Consider the following 12,990-nt stretch of genomic DNA (forward strand, 5'->3'; position numbering starts at 1 on the left):
TCAGACACGGTACCGAAGTCCCTTCGGCGTCGAATAGAACCCTGCAGCCAGCAACGCCGTCGCCACAGGGGTGTCCAGCACATCCACGCCGTTGGCCTTCTCCACGGCCATCTTCTCCGCTGCGCCTCGGCGGATAATCCCCACCAGTGCGGCACCGGCCAGCAGAAGGATCTCGGCGTCGTCCGTGTACGTCAGCAGCGTCTTGCCGCCGCGTTCCACGTAGAGCACCAGCTCGCCGTCGACCATCACCACCAAAGCACCCGCCTTCCGTCCGGGCCGGTGCCCGCCGTCGGACGAAGGCCAAGGTAGGGCGGCACCGTACGGGTTCGCCGGATCCGTTGCTGCCAGCGCCACCGCCTCAGGTTCGGGAACCGCCAGCTGGTTCTCCCTGGAGAAGGAACGCAGCCGGTCGACGGTCGCGGGAACCGCGAACTGCGCGGCCCCCAGCTGCTCGATGAAGTAACCGCGCCGGCAGCGTCCCATCTCCTCGAGCCGGGCCAGCACCTTGTAGAGCAGGCCGAACCCGCCGGGAACGCCCTCGCTGGCTACGGAACCCCGCGTCACCACGCCGTAGCGGTCCATCAGCAGCTCGGCCGTGGCATGGGCATGAACAGTCGTATCCGTTTCCACCGCGGGCAGCAGGCTCCAGCGCCCCGCGACCAGCGGCTGCGGACCGCGTACCGGCACGTCGCCCGCCGCACCGGCAAGACGCAGCGACGAACTGCTCAGTGAACCCCGGCCCATCCGCCCCAGCCGGGCAGTACGGGCCCGGGGCGTCGAAGCACGCTGCTTATGAGCCGTCTTTCCGCCGGACAGCAGCGACCGCACCGGAGTGAACGTGTCATTCGAAATCCTGCCGGCCCAGACCAGCTCCCACAGCGCCGTAATAATCTCCGAATCGGGAAGCAGCGCACCGCCGTCCTGCAGCGGCGCACTGTTCACCGCCTCGGCAAGCTGCCGGAAGAAATACGCACCGGAACCGGAGAGCAGGTCCAGCAGCCGGGTCTGCAGCTCCGAGGGCGCAAAGTCCGGATCGGGGTTGAGAGTCAGCGCAGCGTTCTCCGCCAGATGCAGCGAGATCCACCCGTCATTTCCCGGCAGCGACCCGGTTCCTGACCAGATCACCTCACCGGTTGCGGTCAGTTCGTCGAGCATGGCGGGAGCATAATCGCGCACCCGTGATCCCAGGATCAGCGGCTCCCACGCGGACGCCGGAATCGGCACTCCGGAAAGCTGGTCGATCACCGTTGCGACGCCGTCGAGCCCCCGCAGCGAGGACCCCACGTTCTGCCAGGCCGGCAGGAACCGTCCGTAGGTGGGCGGATCCACAGGTTCGACGTCGGAACGCAGCGCAGCCAGGGACCGGCGGCGCAGCCGCCTGAGCACCTCGGCGTCGCACCATTCTGAGCCGGCCGGCACTCCGGGCATCGTGATCACGGCCGGAGGGAACTGATCCACACCCGACGCCGCATCCAGAACCTGCGCCTCGGTGGGCCGGAACTCGCCCTCGGCAACCCGTCCCTCACCGGCGAGCCGCTGGAGCGTGGTGGTGACGACGGCGACGCCGAGTCCCAGCCGGGCGGCCGCCTCCGCTGCCGTGAAGGGACCGTGGGTGCGGGCATAGCGTCCCACCAGGTCGCCAAGCGGATCCGGAACCGGCTCAATGAAGGCCAGGGGAACACCCATGGGCAGCGGAACGCCAAGGGCATCGCGCAGCCGGGCAGCATCCTCGATCGCGGCGTAGCGCTGCGTACCGGCAATTCCGGCCTGCAGGGCTCGGTTCGCCCGGACCAGTTCGCGCAGCAGCTGCTCCGCGTCGGCTTCCGTTGCGTGGTCCGCAGCAGCAGCAGCATCAGCATCCGGCTCGGTGCCGTCCGCAGGCGCAACCGGCTCCAGTCGGGCAGCAACCTCGGCGGCAGTGAGCGGCCCGAGCAGGCGCAGCAAATCAGCGACGCCTTCCAGTCCGCGGGCCCGACGGTCCGGAGCCAGGCGCTGCAGCTCAGCCTCGGTCTGCGCGATGATCCGCGCGTCCAGCAGTTCGCGCAGTTCGGCCCGGCCCAGCAGCTCATTGAGCAGGGTCGGATCCAGGGACAACGCGGCGGCACGGCGCTCGGCGAGCGGGGAGTCGCCCTCGTAGAGGAACGCACCCACGTAGCCAAAAAGAAGGGACCGGGCGAACGGCGAGGGCTGCGGCGTGGTGGTTTCCACCAGCCGTATTTCGCGGCGCTCGACGGCGGCGGCGAGGTCCTTCAGCGCCGGAAGGTCGTAGACGTCCTGCAGGCATTCACGAACGGTTTCCAGCACGATGGGGAAGGTGGGGAACTTGCGGGCCACGTCCAGGAGCTGGGCCGAACGCTGGCGCTGCTGCCAGAGCGGGGTGCGCTTGGCGGGGTTCTGCCGCGGCAGCAGCAGTGCGCGGGCGGCACACTCGCGGAAACGCGAAGCGAACAACGCCGAACCGCCAACCTCTGCGGTGACGATCGATTCGAGCTCGTCCGGTTCGAACAGGAACAGTTCAGCTCCGGGCGGCTCGTCCTCCATGAGCGGCACCCGCAGCACAATCCCGTCGTCGGACGCCATCGCGGAACCGTCCAGACCGTAGCGCTGCTGCAGCCGGGCCCCCACCGCCAGCGCCCACGGAGCGTGGACCGGCATGCCGAACGGGCTGTGGAGGACCACTCGCCAGTCGCCCAGCTCGTCATGGAACCGCTCGATCACCAGGGTTTTGTCGCTCGGCACCACCTCGGTGGCCTGCTGCTGCTCACGCAGGTACGCCATCAGGTTCCCGGAGGCCCACTCGTCCAGCCCGGCGGCGGCGAGCCGCTCCTGCGCTTCCGTCTCGCCCGTGCCGGCCATTTCGCGGACGAATTTGCCGAGCGCCCGGCCCAGTTCAACCGGCCGGCCCTGGGAATCACCGCGCCAGAAGGGGAGCTTTCCCGGCTGACCGAAGGCGGGGGAGACCAGGACCCGGTCGTGGGTGATGTCCTCGATCCGCCAGCTGGTGGCGCCGAGGGCGAAAATGTCCCCCACCCGGGACTCGTAGACCATCTCCTCGTCGAGTTCACCGACCCGGCGGCTGTTCTTGCCCTCCGAATCGCCCACGAGGTACACCCCGAACAGGCCCCGGTCCGGAATAGTGCCGCCGGAGGTCACGGCCAGGCGCTGCGCACCGGGGCGCCCCGTAATCGTGTTCTCGTTCCGGTCCCAGATGATGCGCGGCCGCAGCTCGGCAAACTCGTCGGAGGGGTAGCGGCCGGAAAGCAGGTCAAGAGTGGCATCAAAAGCGGACCGCGGGAGCCCGGCGAACGGCGCGGAACTGCGCACGACGTCGAACCATTCCTCCACATCGATGCTCCCCAGCGCTGCAGCCGCGACGGTCTGCTGCGCCAGGATGTCCAGCGGATTCGCCGGGATAAACAGCGGTTCGATCTGCCCGGCAAGCATCCGTTCCACCGTGACGGCGGAGTTCAGCAGGTCGCCGCGGTGCTTGGGGAACATCACGCCCTGGGAGATCTCCCCGACCTGGTGCCCCGCGCGGCCAACCCGCTGCAGACCGCTGGCCACGGACGGCGGCGATTCGACCTGCACCACCAGGTCCACGGCACCCATATCGATGCCCAGTTCCAGCGAGCTCGTCGCCACTACACACCGCAGCCGCCCGGACTTCAGGTCATCTTCGATCATGGCCCGCTGGTCCTTGGACACTGAACCGTGGTGGGCGCGGGCCAGGACCGGGGCGTCGTCGTCGGCGGTGTCCTCCTGCCGGGCAGGGATGGACACTCCCGCCTGCGCCATCAGCTGTGCCGGGGCGCGGCCGGCAGGAACGGCAGGCAAGGGGCCGCCGTCCGTTCCGGTGGCAGCCTCCGCAGCCTGGGCCGCTTCGAGCCGGTAGGCGTGGATCTCATTCAGTCGGGCAGTGAGCCGTTCGGCCAGGCGACGGGAATTGGCAAAGACAATCGTGGAGCGGTTGGCCTCGATCAGGTCCGCGATCTTCTCCTCCACATGCGGCCAGATGCTGGCCTGCGGAGCGAACCCTCCCTCCACCGTGTCCTCTGCGGGAGCCTGCCCGAGGTCTGTCATGTCCTCCACAGGGACGGTGACGGTCAGGTTCCAGTTCTTCCGGGACTTGGGAGAGACGATCCGCACCGGAGCGTTGCCGCCGAGGAACCGGGCCACTGTCTCCTGCGGCTCCACGGTTGCGGAGAGCCCGATGCGCTGCACCGGTTTGTCCAGCATGGCGTCCAGCCGGGCGAGGGAAACGGCCAGATGGGCGCCGCGCTTGGTGCCGGCCACGGCATGGACCTCGTCCACAATGACGGTATCCACCTCGGACAGCGTTTCCCGTGCCTGGGACGTAAGCATCAGGAACAGCGATTCCGGCGTGGTGATCAGGATGTCCGGCGGCCGGGTCAGCAGAGCCCGGCGTTCATTCTGCGGAGTGTCTCCGGAGCGCACGCCCACGGTGATCGACGGCGCGGGAAGGCCCAGCCGCTTGGCCGTCTGCGTGATGCCGATCAGCGGAGCCCGCAGGTTCCGCTCCACATCCACGCCCAGTGCCTTTAGCGGCGAGATGTAGAGGACTTTCGTCTTGCGCTTGGGCACGCGCGACCGCCCTCGCCCCGACGCCTGCGCGGGTTCAGGATCCGGCGCGGGGGAGGCAGCGGCGTCGGCAATAAACCGGTCCAGCGACCAGAGGAAGGCAGCCAGCGTCTTGCCGGACCCCGTGGGTGCGATAACCAGGGCGTTGGACCCCTCGGAAATGGCATCCCAGGCACCAACCTGGGCAGCAGTCGGTTCCGTGAATGCCCCCGTGAACCAGTCCCGGGTGGCGGGGGTGAACTTCTGGAGCACCGAGCCTGCCGACGTCATGCACCCATTGTTCACCACCGCACCGACAATGCGGGGCACCCATCCCTCCGGTTCGGCTCCCGGCTAAATACCGGGGGTCCGCCGGCTAGAGCCGGGCCGAGAGCACCTGCCAGGTGGCCGGCGCCGTTTCGGTGGGCGCCCCCGGCGAAACCTCCAATTGCGCCGCGTCCGGGTTGATCAGTGCCGTGGCGAGCGTGCGCCACCGGTCGCCGAACCGTGCACCGGATGCCGGGACACAGCACAGCTCCGCGCCGTCTCCGGGGCGCGAACACAGGTAGGGAACCAGATCAGCGGAGGAAACTGGGTCAAACTGCGCCCCGCTCCGCCGCTGCAGCAGCTCCATCCGCTGCCCTGAATCCGGCTGGTAGAGCTCCGACTTCTCCCCGGCGGCAGGCACGGGCGCGAGGAAGTGGTTGGTGTGCAGCAGGTAGTCGCCGGAGCCGCCGATCACCTGGGCGCCGGCAGGGCTGAGCTCCACCATCCGCGCACCCCGGGGAGTCACCACGGAAATGCAGCTGGACGTCGTCACGGGAGCTGCGGTGAGCAGGTCGACCGCTTCCTCCAGGGTCCTGGCCAGATACAGCACAGCGGCCGCGGCGACATGCACCGGAACGGCACCCGGCGCGTCCTCGCGGTGGCCCAGGACGTTCAGGTGCACTCCCACGCCAAAACTGTTGACGCCGATCTTTCCCAGGATTCCGTATTCGGTCATCCCGGTGAACCGGCCGCCGGAGTGGGTAACCGTCTGCAGGTGCCAGGCGCCGGCAAGCTCCTCATGCCAGTCCCAGGTCTGGGCGGAGAACACCCGGCCGGGAAGCGTGCTGATAACGGTTGAACACTCGCCCGGCAGCCGTCCGGCGGCCAGCGAGAGGATCTCCGTACGGGCGTTGAGGGCGGCAACCTGCCAGACGGGCAGACCCGCACCGTCAGCAGTGCCCTGGATTTCGGCCGCGAGGTCCGGCAGCCAGCCGCGGACCGCCTCCAGGGAAGCGAGAGCCTCGCGTTCCACCCGCTCGGCGCCGATGCCGCCGGCAGCAAAGAGGTCCGCATACACCTGCCAGGCGGAGCCAAGGGCAACCCGTGAGGCCTGCCCGCGCTGGACCCCGCGTTCGCGGGCGCTCTCTGCGGCAATCGTGATCAGTGCGGGGGAAGGGTGCGGAAAACCGCTCATGAAACAGCTCCGGTTGTGTCGCGGCGGCGCGGCACCCACCCGGGACGGGGCGCGCTTTCCATTAGCTGGCGGGTGTACGGGTGCTGGGGCGCATCGAGCACTTCACGGGCGGTTCCGTGTTCGACGACCGAACCCAGCTGCATCACCATGACAGTGTCTGCGACCTGACGGGCCACTGCCAGGTCATGGGTGATGAAGAGGTAGGTCAGCTGCTTCTCGACGCGCAGCCGTTCCAGCAGGGCGAGGATCTGGGCCTGGACGGTGACATCCAGTGCGGAGACGGCCTCGTCCAAAACAATGACGGATGGTTCAGCGGCAAGCGCACGGGCAATCGCCACGCGCTGCTTCTGCCCGCCGGAGAGCTGGTCAGGGTACGACGACGCGTGCCCGGCTTCCAGCCCCACCTCGGCAAAGAGTTCCAGGCAGCGCTTCCGCCGGCCGGCCGCGTCGAGCGTGGTGTGGGCCTGCAGGATCTCCGTCACCGCGGTCAAGACAGGCAGCCGGCGGTTCAGGCTGCCCTGCGGGTCCTGGAACACCATCTGGATGTCCTTGGACCGCTGCCGCCGGATCCGTCTGCCCGAGCCTGCGGTGACTTCACGTCCGTCCACCGCGATGGAACCGCTGTCCGCGGACTCCAGGCCCACCAGCATGCGTGCAACGGTGGTCTTTCCCGAGCCGGATTCGCCCACTACCGCGAGGCAGGTTCCTTGTTCAATGCTGAAGCTGACGTCCTTCACGGCCTGGACGGAGCGCTTTGAGCGTCCGGAACCGCTGGTGAAGGTCCGGTTCAGGTTCTCGGCAGTAACCATGGTGCTCATTCGGTTTCCTCCCCGGACGCGGACCCGGAGACGGACGCGGACCCGGAGACGGGCGCGGTCGCGGAGGCGCGGTGCGTGAGGCTGGGCTTGGAGGCGACCAGCATCTGCGTGTACTCGTGCTGCGGCGAACCCAGCACCGTCTGGGCCGGACCGGCTTCCACAATGCGTCCTTTCTTCATCACCGCGATCCGCTGGCAGGCAGCGGCCGCGAGGTCGAGGTCATGGGTCACGAAGATCATCGCCATTCCGGCGTCGGTGCGGGCCTCGTTCAGGATCGCGACGACGTCGGACTGGGTGGTGACATCCAGCGCCGTCGTCGGTTCATCGGCGAGCAGCAGCGAACTGCCCCGGGCCACGGACCCGGCAATGACTACGCGCTGGAGCATGCCGCCGGAGAGCTGGTGCGGATACGAACGCAGGCAGCGTTCCGGATCGTGGATGCCGACGTCGGCAAGCAGGGAGAGCGCGGTTTTCCGCGCTTCTGCCGTGGAGGTCCGCGGCCTGGCCGCCTGGATGCCCTCGATGAGGAAACGCTCGACCCGCAGGACGGGGTTCAGCGCAGCCATCGGGTTCTGCGAAATCATCGAGACCTCCGCCGCCCGGAAGCGGCGCAGGTCCTCGCGGGAGAGCGCTGCGATGTCCTTGTCCCGGTAGCGGACGGTTCCGGTGGAGGTGCTGCCCTCGGGCAGGGTGCGCAGGATGCTGCGCAGGGTCATGGACTTGCCGGACCCTGATTCGCCTACCAGGCCCAGGGATTCACCCGGGCCCACCTGCAGGTTGATGTCATCGAGCAGGGTCTTGGCGTCCGGGCCGGAGCCGATGGCCAGGCCGACGTTTTCGAGTGTGAGCATCATGCCCTCCCTGCGGCGCGGCGGCCGCCGAGCTGCTCGCCCAGGTAGCCCAGGGCGGCGACGGTCAGGACAATACAAACGCCGGCGTAGATGCTTTCCTGCGGATAGCCCGCGAGCAGCGACGCCTGGCCGGAGGAGATCATCAGGCCCCAGTCGGCGTCCGGAGGCTGCACACCGAAACCGAGGTAGGACAGGGCTGCGAGGTCGATCATCGCGTAGCCGAAGTTGATGCTGGCGCCGGTGAGGATCTGCTGCTTCACGTTAGGCAGCAGGTGGCGGAAGGTGATGACCAGCCCGGAGATGCCCTGCAGTTCGGCGGATTTCACGTAGGGCAGGTTCCGTTCGCGCAGTGCCACCGACCGGATCACGCGGGCGGTATACGGGGAGAACCCGATGGCGAGGGCCACGATGGCGGTTTCCACCCCCGCCCCGAACACGGCCACTGCCAGCACGGCGAGCAGCAGGTTCGGGAAGGCAAAAAGGAAATCCAGGAACCGGGTGATCACACCGTCCACCCGGCCGCCGAACCAGACAGCCACCAGGGCCAGGGTGCCGCCGATCAGCACCGTCAGCCCGGCTACGGCCAGCGCTGCCAGGATGGTGGACCGGGCGCCCACGGCGAGGCGGGTGAAGAGGTCCCGTCCGGCCTGGTCGGTTCCGAGCCAGTGCTCGGCGCCGGGGGAGAGGTAGCGGTCAACGATGTTGCCCTGGGCAGGATCGAACGGGCTGACCAGCGGGCCGACGACGGCGAGCAGCAGCACGAAGGCCAGCCAGCCGAGGCAGATTTTCGCCAGCGGACCGCTGAATGTGCCGCCGGTGCGCCGCCGTCGTGCAGGTTTCAGTGCGGGAGCGCTCATGCCGCACCGCCTACGCGGACGCGGGGATCGATGACGGCGTAGAGCAGGTCGACCAGCAGGTTGATGACGCCGAACGCCACCACCATGATGAGGGCCACAGCCTGAACCACGGCAAAGTCCTTCTGTTGGATGGAAGTCACCAGCAGGGCGCCGATGCCGTCGAGCGTGAAGACGGATTCAACGACGAACGCACCGGCCAGCAGGCCTGCGATGTGAACGCCGGAAACGGTCGTGACGGGCAGCAGGGCGTTGCGGATGACGTGGCGGGCAATGAGGACGCGTTCGGGGACGCCGCGGGAGCGGGCAGTCTGCGCGTGCTCCGACTGGCGCTCCTCACGCACCGCGGTCCGGGTGATCCGGGCAACGACGGCAATCGACGGCAGGGCCAGGGCCAGGGCCGGGAGCGTGAGGTGCGTGAGCCGTGAGGCTATGCCCTCCCCGCTGCCGGACCCGAAGACCGGGAACCAGCCCAGCTGGACGCTGAACAGGCTCATCAGCAGCAGGCCGGCAAAGAAGGTGGGGACGGCGAAGCCGAGGTTGGAGGCGAACAGGATGATGTTGTCCAGGGCGCCCGGCCGCAGCCCGGCCACCGTGCCCAGGCCGACGCCCAGGACGATGATCAGGACCGCGGCCAGGCCGGTAAGCAAGAGGGTGGTGGGCAGCCGGCTGGCCAGCAGGTCGGCAACTTCCTGCCGGTTGGCCAGCGACTGTCCGAAGTCACCCTGCAGGGCGTTACCCACCCAGGACACGTACCGGGTTAGGAACGGATCGTCGAGGTTGTACTGCTCGCGGATGGACGCAAGCACTTCGGCACTGACGGTCCGTCCCTGCACCAGGAACTGTTCGGGGCTTCCTGGTGCAAGGTACAGGCCGCCAAAGACTGCGAAGCTCGAAGCCAGCAGGATGCCGGCCAAGGCAAGAAGCCGTTTGGCGATGTATTTCATGGTGCCCGCTTAGCCTGCCGCGCCGAGGTCAGCGGCCCACGGGTAGTAGAGGTAGGCGAACGACGCCGGAACACCGGTGACGCGGTCGCTCATGAACAGCCGCACGGACGGGTCCAGGACCGGCAGCCACGGCATGTCAGCCATCGCCAGGGCCTCGATTTCCGCGGTCAGTTCGGCGCGCTCGGTCTCCGAGGAAGTGGCTTCGGCCTTGGTGATCAGCTCTTCGATTTCCGGGTTGGAGTAGCCGGAGAAGTTCTGCGAACCGCCCTCCTGGACGATGGTGCGCATGAACACCAGCGGGTCCGGGACGTCCATGTAATTGGTGGTCACGAACGCGCCGTGGCCGGCACGCGCCTCCGGGTCGGAGAAGAAAGCACCGAACTGGGCGCTCGGGACGCCTTCGGGCTGCACGTCCAGGCCGATTTCCTGGCCGGCCCGGCTGAGCTCGGAGATCATGTCCGCGTAGAACGAACGCTCAGTGGGGTAGACGATGGTGATCGGCTCGGACAGGTCAGCGGTGGCGTCGGCCAGGATTTCCTTGGCCTTCTCCACATCTGCCTCAGCGCCGGGCAGCTCGGCGCGGGCTGCTGAGAAGACGTCATCGGCGAAGGACCAGCCGCCGTCGGGAACCACGGAGACAGACGGGCGTGCGGTGCCTTCGTAGACGGTGGCGGCCAGGGCTTCCTGGTCGGTGGCGGTCCAGAGGGCCTTGCGGACGGCCGGATCGGCCAGCGGGCCGTCGCCGGTGGCGATGATGGCGAGCATCTGCAGGGACTTGCCCAGGATCAGTTCGCCGTTGCCGGCTGCTTCAAGCTGGGACACGGCGCTCAGCGGAACGTCGTAGGAACCGTCGATTGCACCGGAGACCAGGGCGTTGGTGATGGCTGCGGGGTCCACGATGAACTGGATTTCCAGGCTGTCCACCTTGGGGGTGCGCTCGGTGTTCCAGTAGTTCTCGTTCTTGGCCAGCGTGATGCTCTGGCCGCTCTGCCATTCCTCGACGGAGAACGGGCCGGTGCACAGTACGCCGCCCTGCGGTGTGCCGTAGGCTTCCCCGGCAGCCTTGCGGTGCTCTTCGCTCACCACGACGCCCATCGGGGTGGCCATGTAGGAGTTGTAGGTCCAGTCCGGGTTCTTGAGCGTGACGGTGACCTCGGACTCTGAGGTTGCCTCGATGGATTCAACGTTGCCGCTGACGGCGTCGGAGGCCCAGTAGCTGCCCTCTTCCGGATCCAGGTGGCGGTTCAGGCTGTATGCCACGTCCTGTGCGGTCATGGGGCTGCCGTCCCAGAAGGTCACGCCCTCGCGCAGCTTGTACACGTAGGTCTGGCCGTCTTCGGTCTCAAAGGACTCGGCCAGGTTGGGGGTCACGGTGAAGTCCGGCTGGATCATCATGAGGCCTTCGCAGATGTTCGCGACCACCGTGTTCTCCGGGTAGTTGAACGCCAGGATGGGATCCAGGGACGCCGGTTCACCGAACGGGAGGTTCCAGCTTGCCGATTCAAGCTCGCCGGTTGCTGCGTCGGTGGTCACGGCAAGTTCCGCCAGGCGGTCCTGGCCGTCTGCTGCGGAATCACCGCCGGCCGAACCGCTGCTGCAGGAGGTAATGGCCAGCAGCGCTGACACTGCCAGTGCTGTGGGGAGTACAGCCTTTTTCATACGCACCCTTCCAAAAAGAGGACCTAGCCGGGCGATTCATGCCCGCTCCTTTCCAGATATAGGTGTATAAAACGTTTTATATGCCGATCAGGCTCTACCGTTACGTAACCGTTACCGGGAGCTGAACGAACGGAGAAATATTGCAGTCAAAAACCACGATCCGTGATGTAGCCAAGGCCGCCGGGGTGTCCATCACGGCTGTCTCCCATGCCTTGAACGGCAAGGGCACGCTCTCAGCCGCCACCCGCCAGCGGATTATGGAGACTGCGGACCGCCTGGGGTACCAGCCCGACCCGCTCGCCCGCGGACTGCGCAGCAGCCCGCTCGGGGTGGTGGGGCTGATGCTGCGGCCGCTGGATGCGCTGGGCACCTACCGGCCCACCGGCGTCGACTACTTCACCCGGCTGATCGGTGCGGTGGCGGTGGAGTGCCTGGAACGGAACCTCAGCCTGATGCTGCTGCGGGACCTCTCCAAACTGCCGCGGCAGCCGCTTGCCCTGGCGCTGGACGGCTACATCATTGCGGACCCGCTCGACGGTGATCCGGTGGTGGACCTGCTGCAGCAGGCATCGCTGCCGTTTGTGACCATTGGCCGGGTTCCGGACCGTCCCGCGTTCAACGACTGGGTGGGGTCCCGGGATGAGGACGAGACCGAAATGGTCCTGCGCCTGCTGCGGAGCAAGGGTGCGGCACGGATAGCGCTCGTGACCGGCTGCGACCGCAACGCGTGGAACCTGGACTCCATGGCTGCTTACCGCAGGTGGGCCGAAGGGTACGGAATGCCGGCCAGGGTTGTTTCCCGGCCGGAAGCGGATGGGACCGAAGGCGGGCGCGACGCCGTCGCGGAACTGCTGCAGGACGGGGAGCTGCCGGATGCGATCTACTGCCTCACCGGACGCCACGCGCGCGGAATGCTGGATGAGCTGACCGCCCGGGGCATCCGGGTTCCGCAGGATGTCCAGCTGGTCGCGGGCGCGGACTCCGAACAGTCCAGGTCGGCCGTGCCGGCCATCACCGCCATCGACCTGGACCCGGAGCTCATCGCCGCGCAGGCCGTGGAACAGCTGACCGCACAGGTGATGTCCGGGAAACCGGCCGAGCACCAGCCGCTGTCCACGCGCCTGATCCTGCGCGAGACCACACTCGGCGGCAACCGTGGCTGACGGTACCCTTCGATCCGTCGAGGTATCCACCCCGGCGGTCGCGAAGGTGGCCCGGGTGCGGCGGCGCTGTGCAGCCGTGCAGTGGCTCATGCTTGCCAGCTGGGGCCTGCTGCTGCCGCTGCTGCTCCTGCTGCCCTTCGCGGAGATGCTTCCCCCGCGGGCGGGCGACGCCGTGGCCTGGCTCCTGGTGGGCTGCCTGCTGCTCGGATTCCTGCTGTGGATCCCGGAGTCATACTTGCGCCGGCGGCGGGAGGCTGCCCAGCACGAGGCGTTTGGGGATGTGGAAGCTGCCCTGTCCAGGGTGCGGGCGGGCTGGCAGCTGGAATGGTACGCACCGTACAGCGGTGCCGGACGGGAACGGCTCGTCTCCCGCGGGAGCTGGAAGCAGCGGTTTGAATGGCGGGTTGCCTACCGGGGCGGCACCATGGTCCTCACCGAGATCCCGGCCGCGGAACACGACGAGGACGACGATGAGGACACCTACGAGGACTACGAGGACGCATCGAGATGACAGTTAGGGCTGGTTAGAGAGGGCGGATTCTGGGGGTGGTTGCAACACCTTGGGTTGTTAGGTGCTTAGAAGTAGATCACGTAAACGCTCGGCTGGGCTGTCCCAGTCGAGCGTTTTACGTGGGCGTCCGTTGAGCTTCTGGGCCAC

Annotated in this window: 9 protein-coding genes; 2 read left to right on the forward strand and 7 right to left on the reverse strand. The window is 67.7% G+C overall.

Annotated features, from left to right (window positions below; genetic code table 11):
• The 7 genes from NGB94_RS11490 to NGB94_RS11520 form a co-directional block, all read right to left on the reverse strand.
• Nucleotides 1–4,869, reverse strand: coding sequence for an ATP-dependent helicase (locus NGB94_RS11490; protein ID WP_325790770.1), 4,869 nt, complete (start codon nt 4,867–4,869; stop codon nt 1–3).
• 85 nt (nt 4,870–4,954) lie between these two features.
• A complete protein-coding gene (locus NGB94_RS11495) occupies nt 4,955–6,040 on the reverse strand; it encodes a C45 family peptidase (protein ID WP_325790771.1) in 1,086 nt (361 codons plus the stop codon).
• The gene (locus tag NGB94_RS11500; RefSeq protein WP_325790773.1) at nt 6,037–6,858 is read right to left on the reverse strand and encodes an ABC transporter ATP-binding protein; all 822 of its coding nucleotides are present in this window, start codon (nt 6,856–6,858) and stop codon (nt 6,037–6,039) included. Before NGB94_RS11500 ends, NGB94_RS11495 begins: the two co-directional genes overlap by 4 nt.
• Nucleotides 6,855–7,712, reverse strand: coding sequence for an ABC transporter ATP-binding protein (locus NGB94_RS11505; protein WP_325790774.1), 858 nt, complete (start codon nt 7,710–7,712; stop codon nt 6,855–6,857). The genes NGB94_RS11500 and NGB94_RS11505 overlap by 4 nt, the downstream gene beginning before the upstream one ends.
• Nucleotides 7,709–8,566 carry an ABC transporter permease gene (locus NGB94_RS11510; RefSeq protein ID WP_325790776.1) on the reverse strand — a complete coding sequence of 286 codons (858 nt, stop codon included), beginning with the start codon at nt 8,564–8,566 and terminating at the stop codon, nt 7,709–7,711. Before NGB94_RS11510 ends, NGB94_RS11505 begins: the two co-directional genes overlap by 4 nt.
• On the reverse strand, nt 8,563–9,510 hold the full coding sequence (locus NGB94_RS11515) for an ABC transporter permease (RefSeq protein ID WP_325790777.1): 948 nt from the start codon (nt 9,508–9,510) through the stop codon (nt 8,563–8,565). Before NGB94_RS11515 ends, NGB94_RS11510 begins: the two co-directional genes overlap by 4 nt.
• A gap of 9 nt (nt 9,511–9,519) precedes the next feature.
• Nucleotides 9,520–11,169 (reverse strand): ABC transporter substrate-binding protein, encoded by a 1,650-nt coding sequence (locus tag NGB94_RS11520; RefSeq protein ID WP_325790778.1) that lies wholly within the window; start codon nt 11,167–11,169, stop codon nt 9,520–9,522.
• Nucleotides 11,170–11,309: 140 nt separating this feature from the next.
• On the opposite strand from NGB94_RS11520, the gene NGB94_RS11525 reads away from it, so the two are divergent.
• Nucleotides 11,310–12,332 carry a LacI family DNA-binding transcriptional regulator gene (locus NGB94_RS11525; RefSeq protein WP_325790779.1) on the forward strand — a complete coding sequence of 341 codons (1,023 nt, stop codon included), beginning with the start codon at nt 11,310–11,312 and terminating at the stop codon, nt 12,330–12,332.
• Nucleotides 12,325–12,843, forward strand: coding sequence for a hypothetical protein (locus tag NGB94_RS11530; RefSeq protein ID WP_325790780.1), 519 nt, complete (start codon nt 12,325–12,327; stop codon nt 12,841–12,843). Before NGB94_RS11525 ends, NGB94_RS11530 begins: the two co-directional genes overlap by 8 nt.
• The last annotated feature ends 147 nt before the right edge of the window (nt 12,844–12,990 follow it).

The organism is Arthrobacter koreensis (genome assembly GCF_035792275.1).
GTDB classification, from domain to species: domain Bacteria; phylum Actinomycetota; class Actinomycetes; order Actinomycetales; family Micrococcaceae; genus Arthrobacter_B; species Arthrobacter_B koreensis_A.